General features: G+C 36.8%; 17 protein-coding genes. 8 read left to right on the top strand and 9 right to left on the bottom strand.

The window, feature by feature from the left end; translation table 11 throughout:
* Nucleotides 1–178: 178 nt before the first annotated feature.
* Nucleotides 179–892 carry a 7-cyano-7-deazaguanine synthase QueC gene (gene queC, locus CYP64_RS04550; RefSeq protein WP_141091148.1) on the bottom strand — a complete coding sequence of 238 codons (714 nt, stop codon included), beginning with the start codon at nt 890–892 and terminating at the stop codon, nt 179–181.
* A gap of 24 nt (nt 893–916) precedes the next feature.
* Between queC and ybeY the strand changes: the two genes are divergently transcribed.
* Complete coding sequence (gene ybeY / locus CYP64_RS04545; RefSeq protein ID WP_103648847.1) at nt 917–1,354, top strand: rRNA maturation RNase YbeY; 438 nt, start codon at nt 917–919, stop codon at nt 1,352–1,354.
* 1 nt (nt 1,355) lies between these two features.
* On the opposite strand, the gene CYP64_RS04540 is transcribed toward ybeY, so the two are convergent.
* From CYP64_RS04540 to mobB, 5 genes are read right to left on the bottom strand one after another with little or no spacing between them, the layout of a single operon-like run.
* Nucleotides 1,356–2,339 carry a ferrochelatase gene (locus CYP64_RS04540; protein WP_103648846.1) on the bottom strand — a complete coding sequence of 328 codons (984 nt, stop codon included), beginning with the start codon at nt 2,337–2,339 and terminating at the stop codon, nt 1,356–1,358.
* Complete coding sequence (metG, locus tag CYP64_RS04535; protein WP_103648845.1) at nt 2,340–4,262, bottom strand: methionine--tRNA ligase; 1,923 nt, start codon at nt 4,260–4,262, stop codon at nt 2,340–2,342. It abuts the gene before it with no gap.
* A 15-nt stretch (nt 4,263–4,277) separates the two neighbouring features.
* A complete protein-coding gene (locus CYP64_RS04530) occupies nt 4,278–4,496 on the bottom strand; it encodes a hypothetical protein (protein ID WP_103648844.1) in 219 nt (72 codons plus the stop codon).
* The gene (locus tag CYP64_RS04525; protein ID WP_103648843.1) at nt 4,496–5,359 is read right to left on the bottom strand and encodes a class 1 fructose-bisphosphatase; all 864 of its coding nucleotides are present in this window, start codon (nt 5,357–5,359) and stop codon (nt 4,496–4,498) included. The genes CYP64_RS04530 and CYP64_RS04525 overlap by 1 nt, the downstream gene beginning before the upstream one ends.
* Nucleotides 5,359–5,838 carry a molybdopterin-guanine dinucleotide biosynthesis protein B gene (mobB, locus tag CYP64_RS04520; protein WP_103648842.1) on the bottom strand — a complete coding sequence of 160 codons (480 nt, stop codon included), beginning with the start codon at nt 5,836–5,838 and terminating at the stop codon, nt 5,359–5,361. Before mobB ends, CYP64_RS04525 begins: the two co-directional genes overlap by 1 nt.
* A gap of 120 nt (nt 5,839–5,958) precedes the next feature.
* Between mobB and CYP64_RS04515 the strand changes: the two genes are divergently transcribed.
* Nucleotides 5,959–6,438, top strand: a complete 480-nt coding sequence (locus tag CYP64_RS04515; protein WP_103648841.1) for a hypothetical protein — start codon at nt 5,959–5,961, stop codon at nt 6,436–6,438.
* On the opposite strand, the gene CYP64_RS04510 is transcribed toward CYP64_RS04515, so the two are convergent.
* Genes CYP64_RS04510 through gltX form a run of 3 tightly spaced genes read right to left on the bottom strand, consistent with a single transcriptional unit; the run spans nt 6,359 to nt 9,571 of the window.
* Entirely contained in the window at nt 6,359–7,996 is a 1,638-nt protein-coding gene (locus CYP64_RS04510; protein ID WP_103648840.1) for a lytic transglycosylase domain-containing protein, read from the bottom strand. The two genes, CYP64_RS04515 and CYP64_RS04510, sit on opposite strands and share 80 nt — an antisense overlap.
* Complete coding sequence (locus CYP64_RS04505; RefSeq protein WP_103648839.1) at nt 7,974–8,267, bottom strand: YggT family protein; 294 nt, start codon at nt 8,265–8,267, stop codon at nt 7,974–7,976. The genes CYP64_RS04510 and CYP64_RS04505 overlap by 23 nt, the downstream gene beginning before the upstream one ends.
* An 8-nt stretch (nt 8,268–8,275) precedes the next feature.
* The gene (gene gltX / locus CYP64_RS04500) at nt 8,276–9,571 is read right to left on the bottom strand and encodes a glutamate--tRNA ligase (protein ID WP_103648838.1); all 1,296 of its coding nucleotides are present in this window, start codon (nt 9,569–9,571) and stop codon (nt 8,276–8,278) included.
* A gap of 145 nt (nt 9,572–9,716) precedes the next feature.
* On the opposite strand from gltX, the gene mscL reads away from it, so the two are divergent.
* The 6 genes from mscL to CYP64_RS04470 all read left to right on the top strand — a co-directional run bounded on the left by mscL (nt 9,717) and on the right by CYP64_RS04470 (nt 15,059).
* Nucleotides 9,717–10,121: a large-conductance mechanosensitive channel protein MscL gene (gene mscL / locus CYP64_RS04495; RefSeq protein ID WP_103648837.1), complete on the top strand. Its 405-nt coding sequence runs from the start codon at nt 9,717–9,719 to the stop codon at nt 10,119–10,121.
* A gap of 101 nt (nt 10,122–10,222) precedes the next feature.
* A complete protein-coding gene (locus CYP64_RS04490; RefSeq protein WP_087585620.1) occupies nt 10,223–10,861 on the top strand; it encodes a Crp/Fnr family transcriptional regulator in 639 nt (212 codons plus the stop codon).
* Nucleotides 10,862–10,981: 120 nt separating this feature from the next.
* Nucleotides 10,982–11,554 (top strand): cytochrome c3 family protein, encoded by a 573-nt coding sequence (locus CYP64_RS04485; protein ID WP_009294580.1) that lies wholly within the window; start codon nt 10,982–10,984, stop codon nt 11,552–11,554.
* Nucleotides 11,555–11,563: 9 nt separating this feature from the next.
* Complete coding sequence (locus CYP64_RS04480) at nt 11,564–12,931, top strand: multiheme c-type cytochrome (protein WP_103597355.1); 1,368 nt, start codon at nt 11,564–11,566, stop codon at nt 12,929–12,931.
* Between the two features lie 219 nt (nt 12,932–13,150).
* Nucleotides 13,151–14,263, top strand: a complete 1,113-nt coding sequence (locus CYP64_RS04475; protein ID WP_103597356.1) for a metallophosphoesterase — start codon at nt 13,151–13,153, stop codon at nt 14,261–14,263.
* Nucleotide 14,264: 1 nt separating this feature from the next.
* Nucleotides 14,265–15,059 (top strand): phosphatidylserine decarboxylase, encoded by a 795-nt coding sequence (locus tag CYP64_RS04470; protein ID WP_103648836.1) that lies wholly within the window; start codon nt 14,265–14,267, stop codon nt 15,057–15,059.
* Nucleotides 15,060–15,339 lie beyond the last annotated feature (280 nt).

Below are 15,339 nucleotides of genomic sequence, written 5' to 3'. Positions count from 1 at the left end.
TAGAAATTTTTACTGTACCCTTGACTAGATTTATCAACTACTTTTTAATCCTCTTTATTAAATTTTTGGCAAGGTTGACTGAGAATTTATATTTTTGGTAGGTAGCAAGAGTCTAAGCGTTGATATATCTTTAAATTTGTTAAATGGCCTTGCTTAATAATTTGCCACTTTTAGAGGCTCATAAGGAAAATTTTTGATTTTTATATGTGATTTTATCAGTGGCGTTTGCCTTTTTAAAGCCATTTAGCCTTAGCCTACAGCTATCACAAAGTCCGCATGCCTCGTCCTCGCTCTCGTAGCAGCTCCAGGTTAGCTCTATCGGTGAGTCAAGCTCTAGCGATTTTAATACAATGTCAGCCTTGCTTAAATTCACAAGAGGCGTAATGATCTGGCAAGAAAAGCTATCTGATGTACCTAAATTTATCGACTCATTTATGCTTTTTATGAAGCTTTCTTTGCAGTCAGGATAGCCTGAACTATCTTCTTCTACGACACCGATATAGATAGCTTCTGCTCCCTCTTTTTCAGCAAGTGCGGCAGCTACCGAGATAAATATGCCATTTCTAAAAGGCACATAAGTATTTGGTATGTCTTTTTCCACGCCATCTTTTCTTATTTGCATACTTGCATCTGTTAACGAATTCCCACCTATTTGTGCGATAAAGCTAACATCGAGGCTGAGCTTTTTAGCAACCCCTAGTCGCTCACATATCTCGTCAAACGCACGTTTCTCACGCCTCATCGTCCTTTGACCGTAGTCAAAATGAAGTGCCACTATCTCATAACCAGCCTTTTTTGCCATAACCGCACAAAGTGTGCTATCCATGCCACCACTCATTATACAAACCGCTTTTTTCATATTTTGCCTTTTAAATTTGCTAAAATTATACAAAATTTTACTAAGGACAAGCCAAAAATGATACTTTGCGAAGAGAGTTATCCAGAAATTTTAGATGAAATTTGCTCATATTTGACACCAGGGGAAGTTGAACTGGTGTTTATAGATGAAGATGAAATGAGAGAGCTAAATAGATCCAAGCGAGGCATTGATAAAACTACAGATGTTTTAAGTTTTCCACTTGAGCTTGTCATTCATACACCACTTGGTTCAATCGTTATAAATAAAGATATGGTAAAACAAAAGGCAAATGAGCTAAATCACAGCGAAGATGCTGAGACTGCACTACTTTTTACGCATGGCTTGTTGCACGTCTTGGGCTACGATCATGAAAAAGATGATGGAGAAATGAGGCAAAAAGAGTGCGAGGTTATCAAGAAATTTGAGCTGCCTAAAAGCCTAATCGTAAGAAGCGAGGATGTTAGGCTTATTGATCTAATAAACGAAAAAAGCTAAATTAAAATAGCGAATTTTCTTCGGTGGTTTTGTGAAGCTCTTCTAGGAGTTCTTCTTTTTGGCATAAGATCAATATATAAACAAAGTTTTTTAGTTTTTTTATCTCGCTTAAATTTTTAAAATAAATAGCATTTTGCACTTTTAATAAAGAGCCTTCAGGCAAACAAATTTTTATCTCATCAGGGCTAAATTTTTTATTTAAAAATATACTTTGACTTACAAATAGATCTTCATCACTTTCAGTAATTATAGCTCTAAAGCTATTTCCAAAGCTCGTTGGAGAAAAATTTTTGTCTATAAAAATAGGATCGAAATGTCCATTAATCCTACCTTCATAAGGCTTAAATGAAATTTTATTTTTATCAAGAAATTTTAAAAGCCCATAAAACATGCCGGCAAAAACTCGTGGTATATTTAAGTTTTGATAGTATGTTTGTTTGAAAACTATATTTGTAAAAAAGATCGAGCTTGGATTTATCTCGTGCATCGTCGTGTCTGTGTAAATAGTCTCAAAAAGAGGTGATATGCGTTGGAGTGTCCTTATGTCATCGCCAAAAAACACATCAAAGACCTTTGCATGAAAAATTTGATTAAAAAGCTCAGTTATGTTTTTTGACATGACATGTGCATTAGAGCCAAGTTTTGATTTTTCCAAAAAGTCATTTATATAAGGATTTACAGCGCAAAATTTCAAATCTTTGTGAGTTGACTCAAATCTCATAAGCTTTATCATGGCAGTTTGCAAACTGCTGACTTTCAAAAAAGCGATTTCTTGATCAATAATTGGAACATTATCTTCGCTAATTATGGCGTATGCGCCTTGTTTGATTGCCGTTTCTATATCACTATCATTTGCATTTAAGCAAATATATGCAAAGCCACGTCTTACATGCTTTAGCTCGAAAACAAACTCGCTTACGCTAGTTATCGTCGGCGCGTTTAGAGCCTCGGCATTTATTAGACGAGTTAAATTTTCTATTGTCATTTAGCCAACGATCGCACCATTTTTAACTTTGCCCTGCGTGCCAAGAAGCGTTAGCGAGCCATCAGATGCGCTTAGGATCATGCCTTGAGAGACATATTTTTTCATCATCGTTCGCTCTTTTAAATTTGCTAAAACGCAAACTTGCTTGCCGATAAGCGAGCTAGGCTCGTAGTATTTTGAGATACCAGAAAGAATTTGACGTGGCTGCTGCTCGCCAAGATCTATCTTAAATTTAAGCAGCTTCTCACTGCCCTCGACCCTCTCGCATTCGAGCACTTCGCCTACTTTTATCACTATCTTGGCAAAGTCATCGATGCTAATGATACCTTCTTCTTTTTTCTCCTCTTTTGGCTCAGTTTCTGCCTCAACCTTTGGCTCATTTGCCTCGCCCATTAGCTCTTTTTCTATCCTTGGGAAAAGTGGATCTGTAGCTTTTGCTACAAAATTTGAAATTTCATTTTTCAAAACAAGGCTTTCATAAGATACTGTGTCTATGCTAAAGCCAAGCGTGTCAGCTATCTTAGCACAAGTTTTTGGCATAGCTGGACTAAGCAGTATCGCCACTTTTGCAAGTAAATTGGCGCAAAGTGCCACAAGTGCGTTTGCCTCGTCAGTTTTGCCAGCTTTTACAAGTGACCATGGCTCATACTTCGCAACGGCTGCATTTGCTAGCGTTACGATCTTCCAAAGATCCTCTAAATAGCGGTTCGTCGCTAAATTTTCTAAATTTTTAATAGCCTCATCAAGGTAGCCCTTGGCCTCATCAAGCTCGGCTTTGTGAAATTTGAGTACATCTTTTGAGCCGATTTTATAGTCGCTATACTTTGCGCTCATGCCAACAATGCGGCTTAACAGGTTGCCAAGTCCATTGCCAAGTTCTGAATTTATACGCTCGATCAAAGCCTTTTGGCTGTAATCGCCATCTTGTCCAAACGGCACTTCTCTAAGCAAAAAGTATCTGAAATTTTCAAGTCCGTAAGCGTTTGCGACCTCTCTTGGGTTTATGACATTACCCTTGCTTTTGCTCATCTTTTCGCCATTTATGGTCCACCAGCCGTGCGCTGCTACGTGTTTTGGTAATGGCAAGCCAAGGCTCATCAAAAATGCCGGCCAGTAAACTGCGTGAAAGCGTAAAATATCTTTGCCAACGATGTGAGTAGTGTATGGCCAAAGATCCATTCTAGCGTCATCTCTTGAATATCCTAGTGTTGTTAGGTAGTTTATAAGCGCGTCAAGCCAGACGTACATAACGTGCTTTTCATCGTTTGCGCTCTTTGGTAGCTTTATGCCCCAGTCAAAGCTCGTTCTTGTTACTGAAAGATCTTTTAGTCCACCTTTTACAAAGCTTACGACCTCGTTTTTCTTACCTTTTGGGATGACGCAAAGCTCGTCATTTTCGTACCATTTTAAAAGTGCGTCTTCATATTTTGAAAGCTTAAAAAAGTAGCTCTCTTCTTTAACTAAAGACGTCACGCGGCCGCAGTCTGGACAGTGATTGTCTTCTAACAGGTCTCTTTGATTGAAAAAAGTTTCGCAGCTAACGCAGTAAAAGCCTTCGTATTCGCCTTTGTAAATATCGCCATTTGCTTGCATCTTTTCAAAGATATTTTGTACGGTTTGCTTGTGCTCTTCGTCGGTCGTTCTTATAAAATGATCGTAGCTTATCTCAAACTCATCCCAAAGTGACCTAAATTTAGCGCTAATCTCGTCGGCGTACTCTTTTGGAGTCTTGCCTCTAGCACGAGCTGCTTGCTCGATCTTTTGTCCGTGCTCGTCTGTGCCTGTCATAAAGTAGGTCTCTTTGCCTTGCAGGCGGTTAAATCTAGCAAGTGTATCAGCGATGATAGTCGTGTAGGCATGGCCGATGTGTGGCACGTCGTTTACATAGTATATTGGGGTCGTTATATAAGCTTTTTCTTTCATATTTTTCCTTTAATTTTAAAAATCAAATCCGCCATCGCTGCCAGTATTGCCTTTTGACATCGAGTTGTAGCAGCTATTTACGTATTCTTTTCTTGTCTCGCAGTCAAAAAATACTTCGCAGTTAAAGCAGCTTTTTTGCCCTTTTTGGCTTTGGCACTCTTGCAAAATTTTTGCTTTTTGCTTTAAGGCTAGCTCAAATGCGTCAAGTGACTCGTTTACTTGTGCTTCTTGCATTATTTTTGCTCGTAAAATTTATGCAAAAGAGAAATTTCATCACGTGAGCCAAAGAAGCATGGCGTTGTTTGGTGAATTTTTTCTATTTTTATATCAAAAAGTGTTTGGTTTTTGCCATTTGTCGTTGCGCCCTTTGCATTTTCATATATAAAGGCAAATGGCAACACTTCAAAGACTACTCTTAGCTTGCCATTTGGATGATCGCTCGTTGCTGGGTAGCTAAAAAGACCGCCACCTTTTAGTAAAATTTGATGCAAATCGCTCACCATTGCACCTGAGTATCTTAGTCTGTAGCCTTGGTTGAATAGCTCATTTATAAAATTTCTATGCGTTTGGCTCCAGCCCTTTTGCGTGGCTCCCGTGGCATTTAGCTTGCCTTTTTCTTTTAGCTCAAGCTCTTTTACAAATTTAAACTCGCCATCTTTGCCAAGTCTATAAAATTTAGGCAAAGCGCCCTTTTTCTCAGCAATTACTAGCTCAAGTCTTGGACCATAGATACTGTAAGCTGCGGCTACTAAATTTTCTGGTTTTACTTCGTTTTCATAGATACCAAAGATCGAGCCAACGGCGAAATTTACATCAACTAGGCTTGAGCCATCAAGTGGATCGTAAGCGATGATAAATTTAGCATTTTTGTTTATCTCAAGTTCGTCCTCTTTTTCTTCGCTAATTAGCGCTTTTACGCAGGCAAGCTCCTTAAATTTAGCTGTGATGATCTCGTCGCTTTTGACATCAAGCTTTAGCTGTGTGTCGCCGGTTGCGTTTTCGTGAGTTGTGTAGCCAAGATCGGCGTATTTTATCACTTCGCTTATCTCTTTTGCGATCTCTTTTATGGTTTTAAAAATTTGGTTTAGTTCTTGCATTATACAGCCTTTGCATTTTCTAATATCCACGCACAAATGGCGTCTGTATCGTCTAAATTTAGATTTGTGATCTCGTATGGGACTTGCTCTTTATAAGTAGCGATCGCATCTGAAAAACTAAGATAAGCTTCGTCGATCTCACCCTTAAAAACGCTTAGCCTTGGTAGCGGAAGCGTCTTTAAACCCTCAACTAAGAGCATATCAAACTCGCCGAGCATTTTAATAACATCGCTAATTTCTTGTGAGTTTTGTGAAAAATAAGTTGTTCTAGTCGGACTCATCACCACCACATCTGCTCCAGTTTGAGAAAATTTAAAGCTATCCTTGCCTTCAACGTCAAATTTGGCCTTGTCGCCTGGATCGTGTTTTACTATCGCGACTTTCAAACCATCATCTATAAATTTTTTTGCTACCTTTAAAATAAGAGTCGTTTTCCCGCTATTTGAAGGGCCAGAAAAAGCGATAGCAAGTCTTTTCATAAGAACCTTTTTTGTTAAAATTTCTCGCGATTATAACTTATGTTGGCTTTAAAATTTATGAGTGAAATTTAAAAATTAAAATGCTAAAATGGCAGAAATTTTAGAAATTTAAGAGTTTTTATGAGCAAATTTATATCGTTTTTTATATTTATTTTGATGATATTTGGCTGTGCTGGTGAAAAAGTAATCGTACATGAGCCCTTAAAAAACGAGCTTCTAGCTTACACGAGCAAAAGTGAGATTATTGATGGTGCTGACAGGACGCTCATCATTGCTACCTATTTAAATCCGATCTATAATTCAAATTTAGACCAGAACAAAGAGCACTTTTTGGTGGCTATAAACCCAAAAGAGCACGCTAGCGAGCTAAATAATATCAAGGTAAATAATGACTCAAATGCCACAAACGCAAGGCTGCTTGATGAAAATGATAAGATGCTAAAATTTGCTGGATTTTCGATGCCTTGGGCGCTCTATTATGAAGTGACCGCACCAAGCAAGCAAAGTGATGATCTAGCACTTAGTTTCGAAATTTATCAGTCAAAACCGGTTTTGTTAAATTTTCGAAAAGTTGCGAAATCTTTATATTGGAACCAGTAAGCGCCATATAGATTACGTAGTTGGCAAGCACCTTCTTTCCGTAGTTTCTAGTTTCTGCGACTGGGACAAGCTCGATCGATAAAAATGGCTCGAATTTTCCCTCTTTAAACATATCATCTCTTGTGATAAGCTTTTTGGTAAAGCCAATACCGCCGTTGTACGCGTATGCGGTAAAGAGCGGATGATAGAGAAATTTATCAAGATAGTTTAGGTGGTGATTTGCAAATTTAAATGCGACATCTGTTTTAAAAAGATCGTCTTGGTCAAAATTTGGGATTTTTAGCTCTTTTTTGCCGATCGCATTTGCAAGAAATGGCATAAACTGCATCATTCCAAGGGCGTATGAAGTAGAAACTACGCTTGGGATAAAGAGACTCTCTTGTTTAGCCAGAGCGTAGATCATTGACTTTCTCTCGTTGCTGATGCCCTCAAGCTCAGGAGAGCTTGGCATTAAGAAGTATTGCTTCTCCCAGCCATGCGCCTTTTGCATGAAGTATGCATAGGCACCGATACTTTCGTTTGTATAAAATTTCTTCGCAAATTCGCTTGCTTGCGTGGCATTCATATCCTTTGCAAGGGCTGCAGTTTTGTTCCATAAAAACGGATCGCTTACGTCAAAATTTTCGATATTTTGCTTATTAGGCCTTGGCACGATGACTTCAAGTGGTTCGCCACCGATCAAATCTCTTGCGTAAAGCGAGTAGATATTTGCATCCTTGCTGGCACCTAGCTCTTTTAAAAAGCTTTCGTTTTTGCTTATCTGGTACTGCCAAAAGGTCGCATTATCCCTTTGCCAAGCTCTTTCAAACGTGCTCTTGGCTCTTGCAAAAAGGCTAAAGGCGATATCGTCTTGTCCTAGTAAAATCGCATTTATTCCAAGTGTAAAAGCGTCATTTTTTTCAGTGACAGCTGGATCGATGCTTAGTAAATTTCTTCTAAAGCCTTCATATTTTTTATTAAAAACAATATCGTTTAATAAATTTGTAAAGCCCTTTTGTGAGTAGAGCTTGGTCATGAAATTTGCATCAAAGCTTTCACTAAAAAGTGTACTTTTATTTTGCGGGCTAGAGGCGTTAAATAGCTCTAAAAAGCTCTTTGTATCGTTTAAATTTGCAAAAGCTTTAGCCGGATTTGTTTCATTTAATGCGAGTAAAATTTTTGATTTTTCTGGATTTGTCTTTGCAAGATTAGCTGCTAAAATTTCACGAGTGTGATTATCAAGTTTTAAGCTAAAAGCAATAGATGTTAGAAAATTTTGGCAGGTTAGATTTGCCTGGGTGATATTTTTTGCATTTACACCAGGGCATTTGCTAGGAGCCGCTTTTGGAGGTAAAATTTTATCGATTGATTTTTGAACAAGGCCCGCTTTTCTAAATACATCACGCGAAAGATCTACGATCTGCTCTTTTGTATAGCTTCCCTCGTTAATAAGACGGTTGATGTAGTAGTCTTTTGCTAGGCTTTTTGGCTCGTTTTTTAACTCCTCATAGGTGTAAATTTTGCCCAAAAGAGTAACACAGGCAAGAGAGAGAATACTAAAGTGACGCAGCAAAACCAAATAAAAGCCTTATTAAAAATTGATCTAAAAACTGAAGTGCTAAAAGTACGATAAGCGGAGTAAAGTCAATACCGCTAAAATTTGTTTTTATGTAGCGCCTAATAAAGCTATAAACTGGCTCAGTTAGCCTATAAAGTAGCTGCACGACCGGCGAGCCAGGATCAGGTCTGACCCAGCTAATCAGAGCTGCTGCGATGATGACCCAAGTATAGACCGTGATAATAAGGTGCAAAATGTTTGCAATCGCTGAAAATAGGGTGGAAAGTATCATTTTTGCTCCTAGATTAAAATTTTAGCCAGATCATCTTTGATAAGAGGATAGAGCTCGCTTAGCTCAGGGCCGTGAAGGTCGTTTGTAAGCAGCGCACGTAGTGGCATGAAAAAGTTTTTACCTTTTAAATTTGTAGCGCTCATAAGCTCTTTTCTAAACTCATCAAATATTTCGCAAGCTTTTAAATTACGAGCTGCTTTTTTTATGATCTCAAATTCGTTTTTGTACTCATCTGGAGCTATTTTTGGTGAGTATATAGCCTCTACTTTTGCCTTTATCTCAGGCACTAGGGAGCTCTCTTGAGTGTAAAATTTAACTAGCTCAACCTTGTTATCATCCACGCCAAAGATCTCTTTTATACGCTCTTTTGAAGCAAGCTTGATATGTTCTCTATTTATCTGCTCAAGTTTTTTCACGTCAAATCTAGCTGGAGAGCGTGAAATTTTGGTTATATCAAACCACTTCACCGCCTCTTCGATGGTAAAAATTTCAGTCGGAGTTTTGTTACCAAGAAGTATCAAATAGTTTGCGATCGCCTCAGGTAAAAATCCCTGCTCAAAGAGCCATTTTACGCTTGATTCGTTCTCGCGCTTGCTCATTTTTTTACCTTCAATATTTAAAAGTATAGGTAAATGAGCGTAATTCATCTTGCCGGTGTAGCCAAGGCCTTCTCGTATGAGATCTTGCTTTGGTGTGTTGCTCACGTGATCCTCGCCACGTATGACAAAGGTCACGCCCTCAAGCATATCATCGACTGCGCAGGCGAAATTGTAAGTTGGAGTTTTGTCCGCTCTCATGATGACAAAGCTATCAACAGCGTCTGGCTCAAAGCTTAGCTCGCCTTTGATCGCATCTGTAAAACTCATCGTGCGTGTTGGTTTTTTCATGCGGATGACAAAGGGCTTTTCGCAGTTTAAAACTTCAGCATCGCTTAGCCTCTCGCAGGTGCCGTCATATCTATATGCCACGCCTTGCTCTTTTGCTTTTTGTTTTTTTACCTCGAGTTCTTCTTCGGTGCAAAAGCAAGCAAAGGCCTTTTTGTTAATGAGGAGCTTTGAAGCTAGCTGCCTGTGGAATTTTAAATTTTCACTTTGAATATAAATTTGCTCTGGTTTTATGCCAAATTTGCTTAAAATTTCTAAGATATCTTTCTCTTTTCCCTTAATATTTCGCTCTTTGTCGGTATCTTCTATGCGTAAAATAAAGCCACTTTTATCTTGCAAAGAACAAATATAATTAAAAATAGCGGCACGTAAATTTCCTATGTGCATATCTCCTGTTGGAGAGGGTGCAAAACGATACATAAGCTCATTCCTTACGTTAAATTTTGAGTTTGGATTATAACACCAGCTTGATAAATTTAAAGTTATGTAATTTGATTTTTTTAGCCGAAGCAAAGCATTTCTTGAATAAAATCCGAACAAAAATTTAACATTTTTAGGAGAAACAATGAGTTTTATAAGCGAATTTAAAGAATTTGCGATGCGCGGAAATGTCATAGATATGGCTGTTGGTGTTGTTATAGGTGGCGCGTTTGGAAAGATCGTTTCATCACTAGTTGGTGATGTTATCATGCCAGTTGTTGGTGTTTTAACTGGTGGTGTAAATTTTACTGATCTTAAGCTTACACTAAAAGAAGCGGTAGAGGGAGTGCCTGCTGTTACGATAAACTATGGCTCATTTATACAAACAATGGTTGATTTTTTAATAATCGCATTTTGTATTTTCTGCGTCATTAAAGCTTTAAATACACTTAAAAATAAATTACCAAAAGAGGAGCCAGCTCCAGTAGAGCCTGAAACTCCAGCTGACATTGTACTTTTAACTGAGATTAGAGATCTACTTAAAAAATAATTTCATAAATTCAAAGGGAAAATTCCCTTTGAAAATCTATTAAAATTTATCTTATTTTTATATGCTAAAATGTTTTTTATTTTAAAAAGGCGAGTGAAAATATGATAGAGAAAATCCCATTTTTTCAAGGCTTAAACGAAGAAGATTTAGCCAAACTTGAAGCCATAAGTGTCGTAAAAAAGTATAAAAAGGGTGAATTTTTATTTATAGAAGGTGAGGAGCCAAAATGGTTAATATTTTTAATAAGTGGCTCTGTTAAGCTTTATAAAACCACGGCAAACGGAAAAGAAATTTTTATTCATCAGTTAGCACCTATGAATTTTGTAGCTGAAGTCGTAAATTTTGAAAATATTGTCTACCCAGCTAGTGCCATTTTTACCATATCTGGCGAGGTGTTAAAGATAAATTATGAAAAATTCGCGGCTGAATTTTTAATAAAACCAGAAATTTGTATGAAATTTTTAAAATCAATGTCCGAAAAGATAAGAATTACAACAAATCTACTTCATCAAGAGTTAATTTTAAGCTCAGAAGAAAAAGTGGCTAAGTTTATTTTAGATCATGAAGATTTATTTAACGAGCTAAAACACACAAAAATTTCATCAATACTTAATATGACTCCAGAAACTTTTTCGAGAATTTTAAATAAATTTAAAACAAATGGTTTAGTTAAACTTGATGAAAAGAACCAAATTTTGGAAAAAGATGTGGGTGGACTGCAAGAAATTTATTCTTATTGAAAGTTAATATCAAATAAATATTTTTATTTACTTAAAGAAAAAATTTATATTTTTTTAGATAACATTCACTTAAAATTTTCGTAAAAATTTACGATATATTGATAAATTCAGGAGGAAGTTTTGGCTGAAGTTAAGAAGAAATTTTTTGTTTGGTCATCTGTTATTATCGGCATTGTGATCGGACTTATTGCGTCTATGGGTATTGCTGATGCACTTCATGCAACTGGTAGTGGCTACATCTGTACCATTTGTCACACGATGGATCCTATGAATGCTGCATATCATGAAGATGTACACGGCGGCAATAACAAGCTTGGCATAAAAGCTGAATGTTCAGCCTGTCACCTAAATCATACAAGTGCCTATACCTATGTACTTACAAAACTTAAAGTATCGATAAACGATGGTTATAAGACATTTTTTACAGATACTGACAAGATCGACTGGCGAAAAAAACGTGAGCATGCATCTCATTTCGTCTATGATAGTGGATGTTTGACTTGTCACTCAAATTTAAAAAATGTTATTCAAGCTGGTAAATCATTCTTGCCACATAGAGATTATTTCGTTCTTGGAAATCCTAATAAAAAATCATGTGTTGACTGCCACGAACACGTTGGTCACAAGAATTTAGGACTACAAATCGATAAATTTGAAGCAATTAAAAAACAAGAAAACAATAAAACCAAGTAAGGAGGAGAGATGTTTAAAAAGTCGCTAATGTTATTAGCCTGTCTAATGTCTTTTGGCTTTGCCGCAAACATGGATGCAAATAAATCTGACGCTTTAAACCTTAATGTTGTAAAAAACATTAAAGTTGCTCACAAGATGTCAGACTTATCAAAAAGCTGTGTTGAGTGCCACGCTAAAGAGACACCCGGCATAGTTGCCGATTGGAAAAATAGTCGCCACGCTCACGTTGGCGTAAGTTGTATGGATTGCCACTCTGTAAATGCAGATAATCCTATGGCTTCAGTTAAGGTGCATCCAAAAGATTCTAACAACCATGTTTCAATGCTAGTTAGCCCAAAAACTTGTGCTAAGTGCCACGAAAACGAAGTTGATGAACTAGTAAAGAGCGGTCACGCAAGAGCTGCTATGCAAATGTATGCTAACCCTGCGATGGTAAAACTAATGTATCACTATGAAGGTATGGATCATCCAGAATACAAAATGGCTCCAGACGCTACTGGTTGTACACAGTGCCACGGAACCGTCATCAAACTAGACGCTGATCACAAACCTACAAAAGAGACTTGGCCAAACTATGGTATAGGCAATGTTTATCCAGATGGTGGCGTAGGTAACTGTAAATCATGTCACAGCGCGCACACATTTAGCGTAGCTGAAGCTAGAAAACCAGCTGCTTGTGCATCTTGCCACCTTGGACCTGATCACCCAGATATTGAGATCTTTAACAACTCAATGCACGGACATATCTATAATAGCGAAGCTCACAAATGGAATTTTGATGCTGCTCCTGATACATGGGATGTACCAGACTTTAGAGCTCCAACTTGTGCAGCTTGCCACATGAGTGGTGTTGGTGAAACAACAACAACTCACAATGTTTCAAGAAGACTAAAATGGAACCTATGGGGCGTCAGCAGTAAGCTAAGAACAGCTGGTGATGAACAAGCTGCTGTTGTTTACGAAAAAACTGGCAAACTAACCATAGGAACGCCACTTGCAGGTCATCCAAATGGACCAGAAGCAGCAAGAGCTGAGATGAAGCTAGTTTGTAAAGCTTGCCATACATCAACTCATACAGATAACTTCTTCATTATGGGTGATAAGCAAGTAGAGCTTTATAATGTTTACAATGCTGAAGCAACTAAGATGCTTGAAGAGTTGAAAGCTAAAAACTTACTACTTGCAGATGCTTGGGAAGATGAATTCCAAGATATCTACTATCATATGTGGCACCACGAAGGTCGTCGTATGAGACAAGGCGCTCTAATGGGTGGTCCTGACTACTCACACTGGCATGGTGTATTCGAAGTTAAGAACGACATTAGAAAACTTCGCAAAATCTATAAAGAAAGAATTGAATCTGGCAAAGTCCAGTAATCTTTTTTAAGGTGGGAGTTTTCCCACCTTTTTATTTTTAAATTCCAAATTTTATCTTTTAGTTATTATCCTAAAGCAAATACCTTTTAATAATTATTTTTATAAATTTAAATTATAAAATCATACGGTTTAGCACTACAAATTGTTCTAAATAATTAATAAAATTTATAATGTAAATTTAAAAATATAAAATATAATCTTTGTTTTCAAGGAGATATTTTGGGACTTTTTCGGATCATTATTGGGGCATTTATCTTTAGTGTTTTTACAAATTTATACTCATATAAACGTTTTATAAAAAAGGTATCTTTTTTTACTCCACATCTTAAAAAAATTCGCATATTCTTCTACATTATTAGTGTGCTTGAGTTTGTATTTGTTCTTCAACTAAGATTTTCTTTTTTAAATATAGAGCTATATTTGATAGCAGGAACTCTCATTGGTTTTTCTTTATTTTTATTTGGTGTTAGTTTGTTTTATGATATTGTTAGATCCGTTTGCTCAAAAGCGCGTTTTAATCCCACAAGACGAAAATTTATTAAATTTTGCTTTGATGTGACATTTGTCATTTTTTTAGTTGCTTGCTTTTTGAAAGGAATTTTTAATGCACTTACTCCGCCAAAGATCAGACAGATTAGTATAAAAATAAAAAATTTACAAAGTGATCTAAAAATAGCTATGATAACCGATGTGCACATTGGCGAGTTTTTGCAGAAGGATTTTGTGGCTGAGCTTGTAAAAGAGATAAATTTAGCTAGACCAGATCTGGTGGTGATAGTTGGCGACTTGGTTGATATGAGAGCTGAACTTATAGGTGATTTTTTAGATCCATTAAAAAATCTTAAAAGCACCTACGGCACCTTTTATGTCCCTGGCAATCACGAATACTACCACGGAGTTGATGGGATACTAGAAAAAATTCGCGCTCTTGACATTAGGATACTTGGCAATAAAAATGAAAAAATAGCTGGCATAAATTTAGCTGGGGTCTATGATCTAGCTGGCATAAGATTTAAAAATTTAGAGCCAAATTTAGACGAAGCGCTAGCAGGATGTGACCCAAATTTGCCGACCATCCTACTCTCTCATCAGCCAAAATTTATAAAAACTATGCAAAAAGATGTCGATCTAGTCCTTTGCGGCCACACGCATGCTGGACAAATTTTCCCTTTTAGTATCCTAGTTTTGCTGGATCAGGGTTTTTTACATGGGCTTTATAAGATTAATGATAAAATGCAAGCTTATGTTAGTAGCGGCGCTGGATTTTGGGGGCCTCCTGTTAGAATTTTTGCTCCAAGTGAGATTGCAATATTAAACTTAAGTAAGGAATAAAATGAATAAAGACAATCTGTTTTCTCAAATTTTTGGAAAGGTTGCAAGGATTAACTTTTACAAACCACTTCAAGAGGCCGTAAATTCTTTTTACATAAAGCTGTTTAAGATAGATATGAGCGAGTTTAAGCCAGCGAATGAATATAAAAATTTAAATGAGCTTTTTACTAGAAGGCTCATAAAGCCAAGAGATTTTGATACAGCAGATGAGATGTTTATAAGCCCAGTTGATGGTACTTGTCTTAGTTTTGGTAGCACAAAGGAACTAAAGGCCTTTAGCATAAAAGGCATGGAGTATAGTGTAAGTGAACTATTGGGACAGAGTGAGCTTGAGGGCGAATATGACTTTGCAAATATCTATCTTAGTCCAAAAGATTATCATCATTATCATGCGCCTTGCGATATTGCCATTAAAAAAGCCATATATATTCCGGGTAAACTTTACAGTGTGGCTGCGAAATGGCTTGCAAAAGTAGACAGCCTTTATACAAAGAACGAACGCGTAGCGCTATCTTGTGAGATAAAAAATGGTAAGAAACTTTGGCTTGTTTTTGTAGGTGCGCTAAATGTCGGAAAGATGAAATTTTGTTTTGATGAGCGTATACAGACAAATGCGATGGCAAATTTTACACAAATTTACGAGTATGAAAATTTACATATCAAAAAGGGCGAACGTCTTGGGAATTTCGAGCTTGGCTCAACTATCGTGATACTTAGCGAAAAAGATGCGATTGAATACAATCTCTTTGAAAATAAAGAGCTTAAATTTGCTGAGACTATCGGGCTTATAAAATAAATATGCTAGGTATATAAGTAAAATTTTTATACCTTACTTGGCTGGTGTCTTATTTGCTTAGACTTTGGTTGTAAGTTTTATATAGTCTTTAAAAAATATTATAGATTTAAAAGTTTGTAAAAGATGATGAATACATTATTTTATCTATCGAAATCTTTCTTGCTTTAATTGTGTTCTTCATTAAGCCATCAACCTCTGTAATCAAGTTATTATCTTTACTTATAAAACCCATATCGATATTACAGAGCTGATAGCATTTACATCATTGCTTGTATAGAGA

Source organism: Campylobacter concisus, from assembly GCF_002913945.1.
GTDB lineage: Bacteria > Campylobacterota > Campylobacteria > Campylobacterales > Campylobacteraceae > Campylobacter_A > Campylobacter_A concisus_P.
The sequence above is the reverse complement of the archived record's forward strand: the minus strand, read 5'-3'. Positions and strand labels throughout refer to the sequence as shown.

Excerpts from the sequence above, each read along its gene's own strand:
- CYP64_RS04480 (WP_103597355.1), top strand. The coding sequence starts at position 11,564 with ATGTTTAAAAAGTCGCTAATGTTATTAGCCTGTCTAATGTCTTTTGGC.
- ybeY (WP_103648847.1), top strand. The coding sequence starts at position 917 with ATGATACTTTGCGAAGAGAGTTATCCAGAAATTTTAGATGAAATTTGC.
- mobB (WP_103648842.1), bottom strand. The coding sequence starts at position 5,838 with ATGAAAAGACTTGCTATCGCTTTTTCTGGCCCTTCAAATAGCGGGAAA.
- CYP64_RS04525 (WP_103648843.1), bottom strand. The coding sequence starts at position 5,359 with ATGCAAGAACTAAACCAAATTTTTAAAACCATAAAAGAGATCGCAAAA.
- CYP64_RS04540 (WP_103648846.1), bottom strand. The coding sequence starts at position 2,339 with ATGACAATAGAAAATTTAACTCGTCTAATAAATGCCGAGGCTCTAAAC.
- CYP64_RS04515 (WP_103648841.1), top strand. The coding sequence starts at position 5,959 with ATGAGCAAATTTATATCGTTTTTTATATTTATTTTGATGATATTTGGC.
- CYP64_RS04530 (WP_103648844.1), bottom strand. The coding sequence starts at position 4,496 with ATGCAAGAAGCACAAGTAAACGAGTCACTTGACGCATTTGAGCTAGCC.
- CYP64_RS04505 (WP_103648839.1), bottom strand. The coding sequence starts at position 8,267 with ATGATACTTTCCACCCTATTTTCAGCGATTGCAAACATTTTGCACCTT.
- gltX (WP_103648838.1), bottom strand. The coding sequence starts at position 9,571 with ATGTATCGTTTTGCACCCTCTCCAACAGGAGATATGCACATAGGAAAT.
- mscL (WP_103648837.1), top strand. The coding sequence starts at position 9,717 with ATGAGTTTTATAAGCGAATTTAAAGAATTTGCGATGCGCGGAAATGTC.
- CYP64_RS04490 (WP_087585620.1), top strand. The coding sequence starts at position 10,223 with ATGATAGAGAAAATCCCATTTTTTCAAGGCTTAAACGAAGAAGATTTA.
- CYP64_RS04470 (WP_103648836.1), top strand. The coding sequence starts at position 14,265 with ATGAATAAAGACAATCTGTTTTCTCAAATTTTTGGAAAGGTTGCAAGG.
- metG (WP_103648845.1), bottom strand. The coding sequence starts at position 4,262 with ATGAAAGAAAAAGCTTATATAACGACCCCAATATACTATGTAAACGAC.